Origin of the sequence: Pseudomonas laurylsulfativorans (assembly GCF_002906155.1) — a bacterium.
Lineage (GTDB): Bacteria > Pseudomonadota > Gammaproteobacteria > Pseudomonadales > Pseudomonadaceae > Aquipseudomonas > Aquipseudomonas laurylsulfativorans.
On record NZ_MUJK01000010.1, the window covers coordinates 125,995 to 144,329 of the forward strand.

Annotated in this window: 14 protein-coding genes; 7 read left to right on the top strand and 7 right to left on the bottom strand. The window is 61.0% G+C overall.

Translation table 11 applies throughout. The features are described 5' to 3' along the window. Positions 1-185: 185 nt before the first annotated feature. The gene (locus B0D71_RS24595) at positions 186-1,580 is read left to right on the top strand and encodes a class II fumarate hydratase (protein WP_103397020.1); all 1,395 of its coding nucleotides are present in this window, start codon (positions 186-188) and stop codon (positions 1,578-1,580) included. Positions 1,581-1,695: 115 nt separating this feature from the next. On the opposite strand, the gene B0D71_RS24600 is transcribed toward B0D71_RS24595, so the two are convergent. The 3 genes from B0D71_RS24600 to pap form a co-directional block, all read right to left on the bottom strand. Next, complete coding sequence (locus B0D71_RS24600) at positions 1,696-2,655, bottom strand: DMT family transporter (RefSeq protein ID WP_103397021.1); 960 nt, start codon at positions 2,653-2,655, stop codon at positions 1,696-1,698. Positions 2,656-2,911: 256 nt separating this feature from the next. Continuing rightward, a complete protein-coding gene (locus tag B0D71_RS24605; protein WP_103397022.1) occupies positions 2,912-4,096 on the bottom strand; it encodes a thiolase family protein in 1,185 nt (394 codons plus the stop codon). A gap of 102 nt (positions 4,097-4,198) precedes the next feature. Next, on the bottom strand, positions 4,199-5,722 hold the full coding sequence (pap, locus tag B0D71_RS24610) for a polyphosphate:AMP phosphotransferase (protein ID WP_103397023.1): 1,524 nt from the start codon (positions 5,720-5,722) through the stop codon (positions 4,199-4,201). A 336-nt stretch (positions 5,723-6,058) separates the two neighbouring features. Here pap and mnmC point away from each other — a divergent pair, with 336 nt between their 5' ends. From mnmC to B0D71_RS24640, 5 genes are all read left to right on the top strand, one after another. After that, positions 6,059-8,038 (top strand): bifunctional tRNA (5-methylaminomethyl-2-thiouridine)(34)-methyltransferase MnmC2/FAD-dependent 5-carboxymethylaminomethyl-2-thiouridine(34) oxidoreductase MnmC1, encoded by a 1,980-nt coding sequence (gene mnmC, locus B0D71_RS24620; RefSeq protein ID WP_103397024.1) that lies wholly within the window; start codon positions 6,059-6,061, stop codon positions 8,036-8,038. Between the two features lie 170 nt (positions 8,039-8,208). Further along, positions 8,209-9,981 (top strand): N-acetylglutaminylglutamine amidotransferase, encoded by a 1,773-nt coding sequence (locus B0D71_RS24625; RefSeq protein ID WP_103397025.1) that lies wholly within the window; start codon positions 8,209-8,211, stop codon positions 9,979-9,981. A gap of 3 nt (positions 9,982-9,984) precedes the next feature. Continuing rightward, a complete protein-coding gene (gene ngg, locus B0D71_RS24630) occupies positions 9,985-11,733 on the top strand; it encodes an N-acetylglutaminylglutamine synthetase (protein ID WP_103397026.1) in 1,749 nt (582 codons plus the stop codon). Positions 11,734-11,890: 157 nt separating this feature from the next. Then, the gene (locus B0D71_RS24635) at positions 11,891-13,081 is read left to right on the top strand and encodes an osmoprotectant NAGGN system M42 family peptidase (RefSeq protein ID WP_103397027.1); all 1,191 of its coding nucleotides are present in this window, start codon (positions 11,891-11,893) and stop codon (positions 13,079-13,081) included. A 181-nt stretch (positions 13,082-13,262) separates the two neighbouring features. Then, entirely contained in the window at positions 13,263-13,490 is a 228-nt protein-coding gene (locus B0D71_RS24640; protein WP_103397028.1) for a YheU family protein, read from the top strand. A 4-nt stretch (positions 13,491-13,494) separates the two neighbouring features. On the opposite strand, the gene csrA is transcribed toward B0D71_RS24640, so the two are convergent. The 3 genes from csrA to B0D71_RS24655 all read right to left on the bottom strand — a co-directional run bounded on the left by csrA (position 13,495) and on the right by B0D71_RS24655 (position 15,046). Next, on the bottom strand, positions 13,495-13,680 hold the full coding sequence (csrA, locus tag B0D71_RS24645) for a carbon storage regulator CsrA (RefSeq protein ID WP_103397029.1): 186 nt from the start codon (positions 13,678-13,680) through the stop codon (positions 13,495-13,497). Positions 13,681-13,833: 153 nt separating this feature from the next. Beyond that, on the bottom strand, positions 13,834-14,166 hold the full coding sequence (locus B0D71_RS24650; protein ID WP_103397030.1) for a YnfA family protein: 333 nt from the start codon (positions 14,164-14,166) through the stop codon (positions 13,834-13,836). Between the two features lie 64 nt (positions 14,167-14,230). Then, positions 14,231-15,046 carry an SDR family oxidoreductase gene (locus tag B0D71_RS24655; protein ID WP_008048965.1) on the bottom strand — a complete coding sequence of 272 codons (816 nt, stop codon included), beginning with the start codon at positions 15,044-15,046 and terminating at the stop codon, positions 14,231-14,233. A 279-nt stretch (positions 15,047-15,325) separates the two neighbouring features. Here B0D71_RS24655 and B0D71_RS24660 point away from each other — a divergent pair, with 279 nt between their 5' ends. After that, positions 15,326-15,484 carry a DUF3309 family protein gene (locus B0D71_RS24660; protein WP_205886039.1) on the top strand — a complete coding sequence of 53 codons (159 nt, stop codon included), beginning with the start codon at positions 15,326-15,328 and terminating at the stop codon, positions 15,482-15,484. A 626-nt stretch (positions 15,485-16,110) separates the two neighbouring features. On the opposite strand, the gene B0D71_RS24670 is transcribed toward B0D71_RS24660, so the two are convergent. Further along, positions 16,111-18,204, bottom strand: a complete 2,094-nt coding sequence (locus tag B0D71_RS24670) for an LTA synthase family protein (RefSeq protein WP_103397032.1) — start codon at positions 18,202-18,204, stop codon at positions 16,111-16,113. Between the last annotated feature and the right edge of the window lie 131 nt (positions 18,205-18,335).

Genomic DNA, 18,335 nt, shown 5'->3' on the forward strand with positions numbered 1-18,335 from the left:
CCTTTTCTAGCTGGCGAGGTAAGACCCCAAGGGCGTCCATTCTGCGCCTAAAAAAGTGTGTCGCTCAACCCCAAGCCTTGTCGCGCCTGATTTAGAGGGCTTCAATGGTTCAAATCGAGACAGATGGAACCCCGGCCGTCGACCACGGCCTAAACTGCGCAATCGGACCTACAGGAGTGAGCAAGATGAGCCGTATCGAAACCGACAGCCTCGGCCAGGTTGAAGTCCCGGATGAAGCCTATTGGGGCGCTCAGACACAACGCTCGCTGATCAACTTCGCCATCGGCAACGAACGCATGCCGCTGGCGGTGCTGCATGCCCTGGCGCTGATCAAGAAAGCCGCGGCGCGGGTCAATGATCGCAACGGCGACGTGCCCGCCGATATCGCCCGCCTGATCGAGCAGGCGGCCGACGAAGTGCTCGACGGTGACCACGACGACCAGTTTCCGCTGGTGGTCTGGCAAACCGGCAGCGGCACCCAGAGCAACATGAACGTCAACGAAGTGATCGCCGGTCGCGCCAACGAACTGGCGGGCAACCCGCGGGGCGGCAAATCCCCGGTGCACCCCAACGATCACGTCAATCGTTCCCAGAGTTCCAACGACTGCTTCCCCACCGCCATGCACATCGCGGCCGTCCAGGCGGTGCAACAGCATTTGCTGCCGGCGATCAGCGAACTGTCCGGCGGACTGGCCGAGCTGGCCGCGCGCCATATGAAACTGGTCAAGACCGGTCGCACCCACATGATGGACGCGACACCGATCAGCTTCGGTCAGGAAATCTCGGCCTTCATCGCGCAACTCGATTACGCCGAGCGGGCGATCCGCAGCGCACTGCCCGCGGTCTGCGAGCTGGCCCAGGGCGGAACGGCCGTCGGCACCGGGCTGAATTCACCCCACGGCTTCGGTGAGGCCATCGCCGCGGAATTGGCCGCTCTCTCCGGATTGCCGTTTATCACCGCGCCGAACAAATTCGCCGCACTGGCCGGCCATGAGCCGCTGACCACGCTGTCCGGCGCGCTGAAAACCCTCGCCGTGGCGCTGATGAAGATCGCCAACGACCTGCGTCTGCTGGGCTCCGGTCCGCGCGCCGGTTTCGCCGAAGTCAGGCTGCCGGCCAATGAACCAGGCAGCTCGATCATGCCGGGCAAGGTCAACCCGACCCAGTGCGAAGCGCTGTCAATGCTGGCCTGCCAGGTGTTGGGCAACGACGTCGCCATCGGCTTTGCGGCCAGTCAGGGCCACTTGCAGTTGAACGTGTTCAAACCGGTGATCATCCATAACCTGCTGCAATCGATCCGTTTGCTGGCTGATGGCTGCAGCAACTTCCAGCAGCACTGCGTGGCCGGTCTGGAACCGGATGCGGAAAAAATGGCTGAACACCTGGAACGAGGCCTGATGTTGGTGACCGCGCTCAACCCGCACATCGGCTATGACAAATCAGCGGAGATCGCCAAGAAGGCCTACAGCGAAGGCCTGACCTTGCGCGAGGCGGCGTTGCAGCTCGGGTATCTGACTGACGAAGAGTTCGATGCATGGGTGAGGCCGGAGAATATGCTGGAGGCCGGGGCCAAGGGCTGAGTGCTGTAGCGCCTGATAGTCCGTCATCGCGGGCAAGCCCGCTCCCACATTGGATCTTCGTCGCACATCAGATCCCTGTAGGAGCGGGCTTGCCCGCGATGAACGATGACGCGGTCTAACTGGCTGCCGTCCGCACCTTCCGCGCTTTCAGCCCCGCAATCAACGAAGGCCCCAATGCCACCAGCGCCGACCCCAACACCACCAGCACCGCGCCGCCATAACCCAGACCATTGATCGTCTCGGCATGCACATAGTCGGGCCACAACCATGCCGCCATGGCTACCGCCGCAAAGGTCACCAGCGGCGTGATGGCCAGCGTCGCGCTGACCCGGGAGGCTTCCCAATGGGCCAGGGCCTCGGCAAATGCGCCGTAGGCAATCAGGGTATTGAGGCAGCACGCCAGCAGCAACCATCCCTGCAACGGGTTCAACTGCAACGCTTCAAGCGGATGCACCCACGGCGTTAACAGCAACGCGCAAAACAGGTAGATCACCATCATCACCTGCAGCGAATTCCACACTGTCAGCAATTGCTTTTGCCCCAGGGCATAAAAGGTCCAGACCGTGGACGCCAGCAGCACCAGCAGCACGCCGGCGGTGTAGTCGGTCAGCGACGTGAGCAACTCACTCAAGCGCTGGTTGAAAAACAGTGCGAAGCCGATCAGCAGCACGAGCAGGCCAATCCCCTGCCCCAGGCTGAAACGCTCCTTGAACACAAACAGGCTGGCGATCAGCAACATGATCGGGCCCATCTGCACCACCAGTTGCGCCGTGCCGGGGCTGAGCAGGTTCAGGCCCATCAAGTACAACACGTAGTTACCGACCAGGCCGAGCACTGCCATCAGCACCAGCCAGCCACCGCGAGGCCCGAGTACTTTGCGGCTGGGCAGACGCTTGGTCGCCGCCAGATAGATGAACAGACAGCTACCAGAGACCATCAGGCGAAACCAGGTGACCGTCACCGGGTCCATTACCAGCAGCACTTGCTTGAGCTTGATCGGCAGGATTCCCCACAACAACGCGGTCAACAAGGCCAGGAACAAGCCGTAAACCCAGCGACCCGATGAAATGTGCATGTGAACCCCAACGCCAACTGACAGGAGCCGTCATTCTAGGCCGGGAGCTGTGGTGTACACAGGCACAGTTTCGCGCTGGCCGCGAACGAAACTGTGCAGGTCGTAATGTGAAAGACCGCATCGCGAGCAAGCTCGCTCCCACAGGTTTTGTGGCGTACACAAAATTTATGATCGCCGCTAAACACTGTGGGAGAGAGCTTGCTCCGGGAGGCGTTCCGACGATGGCTATCTAACTGACAACGGGAAATATCGAGGCTTAACGCACCGCCTCAAACAACCCCGTAGCCCCCATCCCGCCACCCACGCACATGGTGACGATGCCGTAACGCAGATTGCGTCGCTGCAACTCACGAACGAGATGCCCGACCTGACGCGAGCCAGTCATGCCGAACGGGTGGCCGATGGAAATCGAGCCGCCGTTGACGTTGTACTTGTCGTTATCGATTTCAAGGCGATTTCGCGCGTACAAGCACTGCGAGGCGAACGCTTCGTTGAGTTCCCACAGGTCGATGTCATCAATTCGCAAGCCTTTGGCCTTGAGCAGTTTCGGTACCGAAAACACCGGGCCGATACCCATCTCGTCCGGCGCGCAACCGGCCACGGTAAAACCGCGGAAGAACGCTTTCGGCTTGAGCCCCAGTTCCAGCGCTTTTTCCAGGCTCATCACCAGGGTCATGGACGCGCCGTCAGACAGCTGCGACGAGTTGCCGGCCGTGACCGAGCCATCTTCGGCAAACACCGGCTTCAACCCGGCCAGGCTTTCCAGGGTGGTGTCCGGGCGGTTGCAGTCATCGCGGTCGACAATGCCATCGAGAACCTGGGCCTGACCGGTCGCCTTGTCTTCAACGCGATACTTCACCGCCATCGGCACGATTTCATCAGCGAACAGTCCGGCGGCCTGAGCCTCTGCGGTACGTTGCTGGCTTTGCAGGGCGTACACATCCTGCTCTTCACGGCTGACGCTGTAGCGACGCGCGACGATTTCGGCCGTCTGGCCCATCGGGAAGTAGATGCCCGGCACCTGCTCCTTGAGCAGCGGGTTGATCAGGTTGTCGGTGTTGACGCTTTTCATGGTCAGGCTGATGGACTCGACGCCGCCAGCGACGATGATGTCGCTGCACCCCGAAGCGATCTGGTTGGCAGCGATAGCGATCGCCTGCAAGCCCGAGGAACAGAAGCGGTTGAGGGTCATGCCGGCCGTGCCGATGCCCAGGCGCGACAACACCGCGACGTTGCGACCGATGTTAAAACCCTGGGCGCCTTCGTTTGAGCCGGCGCCAACGATGCAGTCCTCGACACTCGCCGGATCGATACCGGTGCGCGCCAACAGCGCATCGACACAGTGTGCCGCCATGTCGTCCGGGCGGGTCATGTTGAATTTACCGCGAAAGGACTTGGCCAGGCCGGTCCGCACGCTGTCGACGATCACCACTTCACGCATGGCATACCTCATTGTTGTTATCGGTTGAGAGTGGACCGAGCATAAGTCCAGCTCTTCACCGACCGCGACAATCATTCACCTCGCGTATGCGTAACCATCGTTTCAGTCCTTTTCCTTGTGCTTCTTGCTCTCATGCCGGTCAGACTTTTCGAACGCTTCTTCAAGGGCCCGGTTGATCGTGCGCAAGACTTTGACCCGCGCCCAGCGCTTGTCATTGGCCTCCACCAGGGTCCATGGCGCGATCTCGGTGCTGGTACGGTCGACCATGTCGCCGACCGCCGCGCGATAGTCATCCCATTTGTCACGGTTGCGCCAATCGTCATCGGTGATCTTGAAGCGTTTGAAGGGGATCTTTTCGCGCGCTTCAAAGCGCTCCAGTTGCGTCTGTTTGTCGATGGACAGCCAGAACTTGACCACGATCACCCCGGCATCGGTCAACTGTTCCTCGAAATCGTTGATCTCGCTGTACGCGCGCAACCAGTCTGCCGGGCTGCAAAAACCTTCGATGCGCTCCACCAACACCCGGCCATACCAGGAGCGGTCGAACACAGTGAACTTGCCCCGGGCCGGCAGATGCCGCCAGAAACGCCACAGGTACGGTTGCGCCCGTTCTTCCTCGGTGGGCGCGGCAATCGGCACAATGTTGTACTGGCGCGGATCAAGCGCCGCCGCTACCCGGCGGATCGCCCCGCCCTTGCCAGCCGCGTCATTGCCCTCGAACACCGCCACCAGTGCGTGGCGGCGCATGCGTTTATCACGCATCAACCCGGAAAACCGCGCCTGCTCGGTGATCAGCTGTTCTTCGTAATCGTCTTTGTCCAACTGCAGGGTCAGGTCCAGGCTGTCGAGCAGGTTCACTTGATCGACACTGGGGAACACTGGCGCGGCGCTGACCTTTTCCGGATGGATCGTCGGCCGCGTCAATGCGCCCTGCAGGCCCGCCAGCAGAATCCGCCCCACGGCCAGACTGCGATAATGTGCATCCGCCCCGGCGATCACATGCCAGGGTGCATAGACACGGCTGGTTCGGCGCAGCACCCGTTCGCCATACTTCACGAACCTGTCGTAGGTTTGCGACTGCTGCCAGTCCAGCGGGCTGATGCGCCAGCTGTGCAGCGGGTCGTCAGCCAACGACTTGAGGCGTGCCTTCATCTGCTTCTTGGAGAGGTGAAACCAGAACTTGAAGATCAGCGCACCTTCATCGCACAGCATCTTTTCCAGGCGTTCGGCGGCATTGATCGCCTGGTCGAGCCGCGGATCCTTGAACTCACCATGGACCCGCCCCTGCAGCATCTGGCTATACCAGTTGCCGAAAAAAATCCCCATGCGCCCCTTGGCCGGCAGCATCCGCCAGTAACGCCAGGCCGGTGGCCGCGCCAGCTCTTCGTCGGTTTGCTGATCGAACGTGCGAACCTCGATCAGGCGCGGGTCCATCCACTCGTTGAGCAACTTGATCGTCTCGCCCTTGCCCGCACCTTCAATGCCATTGATCAAAATGATCACCGGAAAGCGGCGTTGCTGCTGCAATTCGAATTGCGCTTCGAGCAACGCTTCGCGCAGGGCCGGGACTTCGGCGTCGTAGGTGTCTTTGTCGATGGCGTGATCGATTTCGGCAGATTCAAACATGAGCGGCTCCCTTCCAGATGTGAGCAAGACTAGCGGATGGACTTCTTCTGCGGGGAAGAAATACATTCATGGAGCAGACCCGAATCCTGTGGCGAGGGGGCTTGCCCCCGTTCGGCTGCGAAGCAGTCGTCAAATCGATAGACTCGGGATTCCTGGCACAAAGTAGTCGCCTGGTTTGGGGCTGCTTCGCAACCCAACGGGGGCAAGCCCCCTCGCCACAAAAGCCTTTCGCGCATCCTCGAAGTTTCGCTGATCCAGGTTTGTATGCATTGCCACGAATCAAGCACCACACTTTCAATCGGCTAGAATGGCCGCCTTGCCGTTGCAGAGCCTGCCATGAAACCTGTATTGCCCCACGCCCAACTCGACTGGGACGACCAAGGTCGCCCGTATTCGCGAGTGTTCGACGACGTGTACTTCTCCGACCAGTCAGGGCTGGATGAAACCCGCTATGTGTTCATCGAGCAGAATCGCCTGGCCGAACGCTTTGCCGCCTTGCCCGAGGGCGGAAGGCTGGTTATCGGTGAAACGGGGTTTGGCACCGGGCTGAATTTTCTGTGTGCCTGGCAGGTGTTCGAGCAACACGCGGCGGCCGGAGCGCGGCTGCATTTTGTCAGCGTCGAGAAGTACCCGCTGAGCCCGGCCGACTTGCAACGGGCTCTGGCGCTGTGGCCGGAACTCAAGGTGTTTGCCGATCAACTGCTTGAGCAATACGTGGCCATCCATCAGGGCTTTCAGCGCCTGACGCTGGATAACGGCCGCGTGACCCTGACGTTGCTGATCGGCGACGCGCTGGAACAACTGCCGCAACTCGATGCCCGGATCGACGCCTGGTTTCTCGACGGTTTCGCTCCGGCGAAAAACCCCGACATGTGGACCGCCGAGCTGTTTGCTGAACTGGCTCGGCTGGCCGCTCCCGGTGCGTCCATCAGCACCTTCACCAGCACCGGCTGGGTGCGGCGCCTGCTCAACGCCGCCGGCTTCAAGATGAAACGCACCCCCGGCATCGGCCACAAATGGGAGATCCTGCGCGGCGAGTTCCTCGGCTGGCCCCAAGACGTGCCCGCCCCGGCGCCCGATAAACCCTGGTTTGCCCGCCCGGCCCCACTGGCTGGCGAACGCCGGGCGCTGGTGATCGGTGCCGGGCTGGCCGGCTGTGCGAGCGCTGCCAGCCTCGCCGCGCGGGGCTGGCAAGTGACTGTGCTGGAGCGTCACGACGACATCGCCCGGGAAGCTTCGGGCAATCCGCAGGGCGTGCTCTACCTGAAGTTATCGGCCCATGGCACAGCGCTGTCGCAAATGATCGTCAGCGGATTCGGCTATACCCGGCGACGGCTCGAACACTTGCAAAGGGGCCGCGACTGGGACGACTGCGGCGTGTTGCAACTGGCCTTCAATGCCAAGGAGGCCGAGCGTCAGGCGCAGCTGGCGGCGGCGTTTCCGGCGGACTTGCTACACCTGCTGGATCAACCCGAGGCGCAGGCCGTGGCCGGTATCGGGCTGGCAAGCGGAGGCCTGTTCTATCCCGAAGGCGGCTGGGTTCATCCCCCGGCGCTGTGCCAGTGGCAGGCCGGGCACCCGCGAGTTCAATTGCTCACCCATCGCGATGCGCTGGAACTGCGCAAGGTTGGGGATCAGTGGCAAGCCTGGAACGGCGAACGTTTGCTCGCCAGCGCGCCGGTGGTGGTACTCGCCGGTGCCGCCGAAATCCGGCGCTTCCCCGAAAGTGCCGAGTTGCCGCTCAAACGCATTCGCGGGCAAATCACCCGCCTGACGCAAACCCCGCAAAGCCAGGCCCTGGGCACCGTGGTGTGCGCCGAAGGCTATGTCGCCCCAGCGCGCTTGGGCGAGCACACGCTGGGAGCCAGTTTTGATTTCAAGAGCGATGACCTGACGCCGACCACGGCCGAACACCTGGGCAATCTGGCCATGCTCGAAGAGATTTCCCACGATCTGGTCGAGCGACTGGAGATCGAACACCTGGACCCCGAGAGCCTTCAGGGTCGCGCTGCGTTTCGTTGCACCAGCCCTGACTATTTGCCAATCGTCGGGCCTTTGGCCGACAGCCAGGCGTTCGCTCAGGCGTATGCAGCGCTGGGCAAGGATGCCCGACAGGTGCCAGACGTCGAATGCCCATGGCTTGGGGGTTTGTACATCAACAGCGGCCACGGCTCGCGCGGCCTGATCACCGCGCCGCTGTCCGGTGAATTGCTGGCAGCCTGGCTGGACAACGAACCCCTGCCGCTGCCCAGAAGCGTGGCCGAAGCCTGTCATCCCAATCGGTTTGCCTTGCGGCGCCTGATCCGGGGCAAATAGTCGATACCGCCGTCGAGAGCGCCCGCACAGCGCCTCTCGGCCCGGGCCTGGCCCGCTTATAACTCATCGATCTAAAACTCCCCTTACCGATACAGGTCACTTTCTGAGTACCCGCCGTTTCGGTGCGGTAACGATTGACCCTCCCCAACGGAAAAACCGGTAAGGAACTTATGTGCGGATTAGCTGGCGAGTTACGTTTTGATCATCAACCTGCAGACCTTGCAGCCATTGAACGAATCACCCATCACCTGGCCCCTCGCGGCCCCGACGCCTGGGGCTTTCATAGCCAGGGGCCGGTTGCCCTGGGCCATCGGCGCCTGAAAATCATGGACCTCTCGGACGGCTCGGCGCAGCCGATGATCGACCCGCAGTTGGGCTTGTCCCTGGCCTTCAACGGGGCGATCTACAACTTCCCGGAACTGCGCGCGGAGCTTGAAAGCCTGGGCTACGCCTTTTACTCCGACGGCGACACCGAAGTGTTGCTCAAGGGCTATCACGCCTGGGGCGAGGCCTTGCTACCGAAACTCAACGGCATGTTTGCCTTTGCCATTTGGGAGCGCGACGCCCAACGCCTGTTCATCGCCCGCGACCGTCTGGGTGTGAAGCCGTTGTACTTGTCGCGCACCGGCCAGCGCCTGCGCTTTGCTTCCGCGCTACCGGCATTGCTCAAGGGTGGCGACATCAACCCGATCCTCGATCCGGTGGCGCTCAATCACTACCTGAACTTCCATTCAGTGGTCCCGGCACCACGCACCTTGCTGGCGGGCATCGAAAAGCTGCCGCCGGCCACCTGGATGCGCATCGAAGCCGATGGCCGCACCGAGCAGAAAACCTGGTGGACCCTGCCCTATGGCCCACACGACGATGAGAAAAAGCTGACCCTCGAAGACTGGCGCGACCGTGTGCTCGACAGTACCCGCGAAGCAGTCGCCATCCGCCAGCGGGCGGCCGTGGATGTCGGAGTGCTGCTGTCGGGCGGGGTCGATTCAAGCCTGCTGGTGGGCTTGTTGCGCGAAGTCGGCGTGGACAATCTGTCGACCTTCTCCATCGGTTTCCAGGATGCCGGTGGCGAGCGCGGTGACGAATTCCAGTACTCCGACCTGATCGCCCAACACTACGGCACCCAGCATCACCAACTGCGCATCGACGAAAAGGAGATCATCGAACAACTGCCCGCCGCATTCCGCGCCATGAGCGAACCGATGGTCAGCCACGACTGCATCGCCTTCTACCTGTTGTCCCGGGAGGTGGCCAAGCATTGCAAGGTGGTGCAAAGCGGCCAGGGCGCCGACGAACTGTTCGCCGGTTACCACTGGTATCCGCAGGTGGACGGTGCGAGCGATCCGTATGCCGCGTACCGCGAAGCGTTTTTCGACCGCAGTTACGACGACTACGCTGCCACGGTCCAACCGAAATGGCTGACCGCGACTGACGCCGCTGGCGACTTCGTCAAAGCCCATTTCGCCCAGCCCGGTGCCGATGCGGCGGTGGACAAGGCCTTGCGCCTGGACAGCACAGTGATGCTGGTGGATGACCCGGTCAAACGCGTCGACAACATGACCATGGCCTGGGGTCTGGAAGCGCGCACGCCGTTTCTCGACTACCGCCTGGTGGAGCTGTCGGCACGGATTCCGGGGCGTTTCAAACTTCCGGACGGCGGTAAACAAGTGTTGAAGGAAGCCGCGCGGCAAGTGATTCCCAGTGAAGTGATCGACCGTAAGAAAGGTTACTTCCCGGTGCCGGGCCTCAAGCATTTGCAGGGCGACACGCTGGACTGGGTGCGCGAGTTGCTGCTTGACCCCAGTCAGGATCGCGGCCTGTTCAACCCGGCGATGCTCGACCGCCTGCTGACCGATCCGCAGGGACAATTGACACCGTTGCGTGGTTCAAAGCTGTGGCAACTGGCGGCCCTCAACCTGTGGCTCAGCGAACAAGGAATCTGACCGATGAAACCTCACGCCACGGCTTACAGCCAACGCCTGTTGCGCGGCCAGTCGCCTTCCTACGAACGCTTGCAGGCACGCCTGGCCGAAGACGGCTGTGCGCTCGGCGCGGCACCGATTGCCGTGCATTGCGGTTGGGGCCGCTTGCTGATCGGCCACACCTTTGCCGATGCCGCGAGCCTCGCCGGGGAGTTGCTCAACGAACAGCCCGGCGAGCGGGACATCGCCCTGTACGTCGCCGCGCCCCAGCAAGTGCTGGGGCTGGAGCCGACGCAGCTGTTCCTCGACCCTTCCGATACCCTGCGCCTGTGGTTCAGCGATTACCGTCAGGCGACCCGGGTGTTTCGCGGTTTCCGTATTCGGCGCGCGCAAAGCGACGCCGACTGGCAGGCCATCAATCATCTGTATCAGGCGCGCGGCATGCTGCCGATCGATGCCACCCTGCTCACTGCGCGTCATCTGGGTGGCCCGGTGTACTGGCTGGCCGAAGACGAAGACAGCGGTGCGGTCATCGGCAGCGTCATGGGCCTCAATCATGAAAAAGCCTTCAACGATCCGGAGCACGGCAGCAGCCTGTGGTGCCTGGCGGTCGACCCGCAATGTGCGCGGCCAGGTGTGGGTGAAGTGCTGGTGCGGCATTTGATCGAACACTTCATGAGTCGCGGGCTCGCCTGCCTCGACCTGTCGGTGCTGCACGACAACCGCCAGGCGAAAAGCCTTTACGCCAAGCTCGGTTTTCGCAACCTGTCGACCTTTGCCATCAAGCGCAAGAACGGCATCAATCAACCGCTGTTTCTCGGGCCAGGCCCAGAAGCCGCGTTCAACCCCTATGCGCGGATCATTGTCGAGGAAGCTCACCGTCGCGGTATCGATGTGCAAGTCGATGACGCCGACGCCGGGATGTTCACCCTCAGCCATGGCGGGCGCCGGGTACGCTGCCGCGAGTCCCTGAGCGACCTGACCAGCGCCATCAGCATGAGCCTATGCCAGGACAAAAGCCTGACCCACAAAGCGCTCAAGGCTGCCGGATTGAACCTGCCGGCACAGCAATTGGCGGGTAACGCCGATGACAATCTGGCGTTCCTCGATGAGCACCAGCGCGTGGTGGTCAAGCCACTGGACGGTGAACAGGGCCAAGGCGTGGCGGTCGACTTGCAGACCATCGAAGAGGTGCAGCAAGCCATCGACGCCGCCCGCCAATTTGACAGCCGCGTGCTGCTGGAAAGCTTTCACCAAGGCCTGGACCTGCGAATCCTGGTGATCGGTTTTGAAGTGGTCGCGGCCGCGATTCGCCGGCCGGCCGAGGTGATCGGCGACGGCCAACACGCCATCGGCGCCTTGATCGAAGCCCAGAGCCGGCGGCGACAAGCGGCCACGGGCGGCGAAAGCAAGATCCCGCTGGACCCGGAAACCCAGCGCACCTTGCTTGCCGCCGGTTATGACTACAGCAGCATCTTGCCGGCGGGCGAGCACCTGTTCGTACGACGCACGGCGAATTTGCACACTGGCGGCATTCTCGAGGACGTCACGGCGATCCTGCACCCGACGCTGCTGGAAGCGGCGGTGCGGGCCGCGCGGGCGCTGGATATTCCGGTAGTCGGCCTCGACCTGATGGTGTCTGCCGCTGACCAGCCGAACTACGTGTTTATCGAAGCCAATGAACGGGCCGGGCTGGCCAATCATGAACCGCAGCCCACGGCGGAGCGGTTTGTGGATTTGTTGTTTCCGCACAGTCAGTCGGTGGTCTCCTAGTCATGCGGTGCCTGGACTGGCCCCATCGCTGGCAAGCCCACTCCCACATTGGAATGAGTCCCTGTAGGAGCTGGCTTGCCAGCGAAGGCGGCATGACAGGCAACAAATAAGCCCCCTCATCGAAACCATCGATGGCCTCAATACATCAGGAGTTTCCATGACCAGCAAAATCCCCGAACCAGACCTCGCTTACCTGCAAAAAGTGCTGCTGGAAATGCTCGCCATTCCCAGCCCCACCGGGTTCACCGATACCATCGTGCGCTACGTCGCCGAGCGCCTGGAAGAACTCGGCATTCCCTTCGAAATGACCCGTCGCGGCACCATCCGTGCCACGCTCAAGGGCAGGAAAAACAGCCCCGATCGCGCCGTCTCCGCCCACCTGGACACCATCGGCGCGGCGGTGCGCGCGGTGAAGGACAACGGCCGCCTGACCCTCGCACCGGTCGGCTGCTGGTCCAGCCGTTTTGCCGAAGGCAGCCGGGTCAGCCTGTTTACCGACAACGGCGTGATCCGCGGCAGCGTATTGCCGCTGATGGCGTCCGGACACGCGTTCAACACCGCTGTGGATGAGATGCCGATCAGTTGGGATCACATCGAATTGCGCCTGGACGCCTACTGCGCCACCCGTGCCGACTGCGAATCGCTGGGCATCAGCGTCGGCGATTTCGTCGCCTTCGACCCGCTGCCGGAGTTCACCGAAAGCGGCCACATCAGCGCCCGCCACCTCGACGACAAGGCCGGGGTGGCCGCGCTGCTGGCGGCGCTCAAAGCCATCGTCGACAGCGGTGAAGAGCTGATGATCGACTGCCATCCGCTGTTCACTATCACCGAGGAAACCGGCAGCGGCGCGGCGGCGGCGTTGCCCTGGGACGTCAGTGAATTCGTCGGCATCGACATCGCACCGGTCGCGCCAGGCCAACACTCCAGCGAACATGCGGTGAGCATCGCGATGCAGGATTCCGGCGGGCCGTATGACTATCACCTGTCGCGCCACCTCCTGCGCCTGGCCAGCGACAACGAGTTACCGGCACGCCGCGACCTGTTCCGCTATTACTTCAGCGACGCCCATTCGGCGGTGACCGCCGGCCACGACATTCGCACCGCCCTGCTCGCCTTCGGCTGCGATGCCACCCATGGTTACGAGCGCACCCACATCGACAGCCTCGCCGCCCTGAGCCGCCTGCTCGGTGCGTACATCCTCAGCCCGCCGGTGTTTGCCAGCGATGCACAACCGGCCACGGGCTCACTGGACCGCTTCAGCCATCAGCTCGAACATGACACACAGATGGAAAGCGATACGCGGGTACCGTCGGTGGATAGCCTGGTGGGGCAGCGGTCGGAGAACTGATCCGATTTTTTTGTTGCTGGACAGATCGCCATCGCGAGCAAGCTCGCACACAGGGGAATGCGATCACCTGTGGGAGCGAGCTTGCTCGCGATGGCGGCGGATCAGACAACATAAAACGACCAAACTAGCGGCAATCTCACATTCGCCGTAGCATCGCGCCATTGATCCAACCGAGGTGCCTATGCTGATCCCCCACGACCAACTTCAAGTCGACACCCTCACCCGCCTGATCGAGGATTTCGTGACCCGCGACGGCACGGACAATGGTGACGACACGACACTGGAAACCCGTGTCCTGCGCGTGCGCCAGGCATTGATCAAGGGGCAGGCACTGATTGTCTTCGACCCGGAAAGCGAGCAATGCCAACTGATGCTCAAGCACGACGTGCCCAAGCATCTGTTTGACTGAGCCTTCAGCGACCCTTGGTTTTCGCCAGTTTTTTCTGGATCCGTTCGTAGATTTCCGAGCGGTGCACATTGACGTCCTGCGGCGCTTCGACGCCAAAACGAATGTTGCTTCCGTTGATCGCGAGTACGCGCACGGAAATGTTGTCACCGATGGAAATGGTTTCGCCCACGATGCGAGTGAGTACGAGCATGAGGAGTGTCCTTCAGGGGTTACGGGCCCTTGAAGATGCCCGGCCTCCGGTATGCCTACAATGCTCCGACAGCAAACCAGACCGGACTGACAGCCATGACACCCCACGCTTACGGAAAAGTCTGACAGGCCGGTTGATTGTAGGGCTGATCTGTCAGGACGCGGAGAATCGCGGTCCGAACAGGATGATGCTCGCGCCCGCCACACACAACGCCACGCCGAGCCAGTCCGAACCCAGCGGACGAATCCGCTCGACCACGGCCAACCAGCCGATTGAGGCAATGATGTAGATGCCACCGTAAGCGGCGTAGGCGCGGCCGGCATAGGTGGCTTCGATACGGGTCAGCAACAGGGCAAACAGGGTCAGGCTGAGGAGCGCCGGCAGCACCCACCACATGCTTTTACCCTGGCGCAGCCACATCCAGAACGCGAAGCAACCGGCAATTTCGAACAGCGCGGCGAGGAAAAACCACAGGTAATTGAGCATGCAAGCGTCTCGCGAGGATGGCCGATGGCGGCCACCCTAACCACAGCGTTGCCTGCGGGCAAGATCAGCTTGCGGATTGCCTGGCCTTGGCGCGCATTTTGTCGGCCATGGCGGTCATTTCGTTGTAGAGCAATTGCGGGTTCTTCTGCTTGATCGCCCAGGCCATGCGGCCCTGTTCGTGGGGCAGGATCATGAACTCCCCGGCGGCGACCTGCCGGTAGATATAGTCGGCGATATCAGCGGCGCTGATCGGCGAGCTTTCCAGCAACTTGCCGACCTGGGCTTTCATGGCCGGGGTCGGGCCACGGAAGGAGTCCAGCAGGTTGGTCTGGAAGAATGACGGACACACCACATGCACGCCAACTTCCTGATGCGCCAGCTCGATCAGCAGGCTTTCGGACAACGCCACCACGCCCGCCTTGGCCACGTTGTAGTTGCTCATCGCCGGGCCTTGCATCAGCGCGGCCATGGACGCGATGTTGATGATCTTGCCTTTGCTTTTTTCCAGCAATGGCAGAAAAGCCTTGCAGCCCTTGACCACACCCATCAGGTTGATTGCGATCTGCCAGTCCCAGTCCTCCAGCGACAACTCACTGAAGAACCCGCCAGACGCTACACCCGCGTTATTGACGATGACATCGATGCCGCCAAGTTTGACTTCGCAAGCCTGGGCGAACGCCGTCAGCTGACTGTAATCGCGTACGTCGCAGCGTTGGATAAAACCATCGCCACCGGCTTCACGGACCAGCTTGAGAGTTTCCTGCAAGCCGGGCTCGCTGACATCCGACAAGGCCAGTTGCCAGCCTTCACGCGCCCAGCGCAGCGCGATTTCGCGACCCAGGCCAGAGCCTGCACCAGTGATCATCATGCGATTTTGCATAGCAAACAGCCTTGTTGTTCTCGGAAGATGCACCGAGTGTAGCGAAGGAAATTGCCCGACCCACGCTCCATCAAATTGCTGAATGGCCCAAGCAAACCGCGGCCGCGCCCGAAGCAACTAAGGCCACCACAAAAGAAATAAGAACCCGTGCGAAATACTTCAAAAAAACTTGGAATTTTCCTGCACGCGCAAGAGTCCGATTTTTTAAGCAGCTCGAATTTACTTCATTCCCGCTGACCTAGATTGGCATGGTCAATCCACTGCATTTTCGACAAGGAAATAGACATGGGCACAATACTGATCATCATTCTGATCCTGTTACTGATCGGTGGTTTACCGGTCTTCCCGCACTCCAGAAGTTGGGGTTACGGCCCGTCCGGAATCCTCGGCGTGGTGTTGGTGGTGATACTGATCCTGTTGTTGCTCGGCAAGATATGAAAGTCTGACAAGCCGATAGAAACCAGCGAAAAAGATGATGCCAGTCACTCAATCTGACTGGCATCGTTGCCTTGATTCATACGTTAGTGAATATTCCGCTGAGGGGATCGATATTGCCGCCATAAGGCACGCTAGTTCCGGCGGCCTTGGCTACGGTTGCCCAGATACGCTGCATGTCGACGAAGTTCTTACCGATCACCGGGTTCCCCGTGTGGTGCTGACGATCGGCCTGCGACGTAACGTTGAAGTGGCGAACCACCTGAACCGAAGTGGCAGGCCAAAAAGAGCCCTAGCCAACCCCGGCGTTTCTATTGGAATGTCTTCCAATGCGGTTCCACTGCATGACCAAGACATGGCACGAAAGCCATAGAGACAGGAACAGACAGACATTCATCCTTGCAACACTGCCCACTTTCAACGTCGCTGTTGCAAACGTTGGATCAGATACCTGAAGCACCTGTATGAAATCCCCAACCCCCAAGAGTGTCTACTGTCAAAGTTGACAGGTATGACCCACGGGGACGGTAAATCGCCACCCGGCAGGCATAAAAAAATCCGATGCCAGTGCAGGCATCGGATTCTGTTTTTTGTTGCCTGGGATCAGGCAGCAAGACCTGACGGGTTACTTAGTCCGGCTTGCCGTCGATCACTCCGGCAGTGTTGTCCAGCAGGCTCTTGGTCGCTGTTTGCAGGAACGCTTCGAGCTTGAGTTTCAACTCGGCGGTACGCGGCGCATCAGCAATGATTTCGGCGCGAGGCTTGGCACCCAATTCATACTGATACAACTTCGGCGCCATGTCCTTGTCCTTCGGCAGGACCAGAATCTGGTCGGCGGTGAGGATGGCCGTGGTCTGCTCGCTGCCCGACGGTTTGATAACACCAATACCGGCGTCGCCTTCCGGCAGGTTGAGCAGGTCGCGTCCCCAGCACTGATGACGCACTTCGCCACCGATGCGGCCCATGATGGTCGGCACGATGTCGATCTGAGTGCCCACCGTGTGGTCACGCTGGCCGAACTTTTCCTGGATGCCCGGCGCGATCATTAGCATCGGCACGTTGAAGCGGCCCAAGTCCATTTCGGTAATCTGCTGTTCGTTACCAAAGCCGTGGTCACCGACGATGACAAACAGGGTTTCCTTGAAGTACGGCTCCTTGCGGGCCTTTTCAAAGAACTGGCCCAGTGCCCAGTCCGAGTAACGCATGGCGGTCAGGTGTTCGTTCAGGCTGCCACGATCGGTCACGCGCTCGACCGGCAATGGCGTCGGCAAGGCGTAAGGCGTGTGGTTGGACAGGGTTTGCAGCAAGGCATAGAACGGCTTGCCGTTTTCCCGTGCCTTGAGCTCGACCAGGCCACGGTCGAACATGTCCTGGTCGGACACGCCCCAGGTCGGATCGGAGAACACCGGATTCACGAAATCGTTACGGCCGATGAAGTTGGTCATGCCCTGGTTGCTGAAGAAACCCGACTGGTTGTCCCAGGCGAAATCGCCGTTGTAGACATACACGTCGTCGAAGTCACGGGCACTGAGCAACTGCGGCAAACCGGACAGCTTGTGGCTGCCTTCCGGGGTCTGCATCAGGTATTCGAAACCCGGCAAGTTCGGGAAGCAGGCCATGGTGGCGAACATGCCCTGATGGGTATGGGTGCCGTTGGAGAAGAAGCGGTCGAACAGCAAGCCTTCCTTCGACAATTTGTCGAGGTACGGCGTGATGTTGCCCGGCCCGCCCAGCGCACCCACCGAGTGACCGGCCATGCTTTCCATGAGGATCACAACGACGTTCTTGATCGGCAGGGTCTTGTCGGCTGGCGGGGTGTAATCGCGGCGTACCGCTGCAGTGTCGGTATCCACCAGTTTGTCGGCCGGCACCACCAGCATGTCACGCACTACTTGCTGGGCTTGTGGCTGTGGCAGAGTCGCTTTCCAGATATTGTCGCGATCTTCGGACATCCGGCTCTTGGCTGCCGCTACCAGTGACAGGGTGCCGTTGAGGCCCAATTGGTTGGCGAAGTTCGAGTCAGTGGTATAGACGTCACCCCAACGCAGCGGCGGGCCCTGGCGCAGGGTGCCACGCGCGGCGACCACGCAGATCAGCAAGCACACCACGAATACCGCGATGCGCGCATACCACGGGGCAATCTGGCGCGTGCCGATACTGCCGCCACTGAAAGGGCCACGAGGGCGGGTCGCACGATCCGCGCCCTTGAAGGCGAGACTCAGGACCCAGGTGCCCACGGCCCATGCCAGCAGGTAACGGACCACCGGGAAACCGTACCAGAGCATGCTCATCACGGTCTTCGGATCTTCCTTGACGTACTGGAAGACCAGGCCGTTGAGGCGCTGGTGGAACTCACGATAGAAGTCCATTTCCATCAGGCCCAGGAACAGCGCAATGCTCGAGACGATCGTCAGCCAGAGGCGGAACAGTCCGCGTGCCGCCATGGCCCGGGCGCTGAACAATGCCAGCAGCAACGGAATACTGAGATAGACCACCAGGCGCAGGTCGAAACGCAGGCCGTTGGCGAATGCCTCGAGGAAGGTCGAGGCCGGTGTGTCGAGGATCATCGAGCGGTTGTAAACCAGCAGCGCGACGCGCAGCAGGCTGAACATGACCATCATGACCAGGGCACACAACAGCGTGTAGGCCAGATGCGATTTGACGGTCGGTTGCAGCAAGCGACTAGAAGCTCGCTGCTGATTCAGGGCGTCCGGGATTGCCATGTCGTTTTAGGACCCATTGGAAGTTGAAGTTTCAAAAATACAGCTGCGCCTTGCCCTCTTTTCGGCCCGTACAAGGCCTGGGGGTTTGCGCGGTGCGCAAATGTTGCACGATCGACGGCAGCATTGCCATT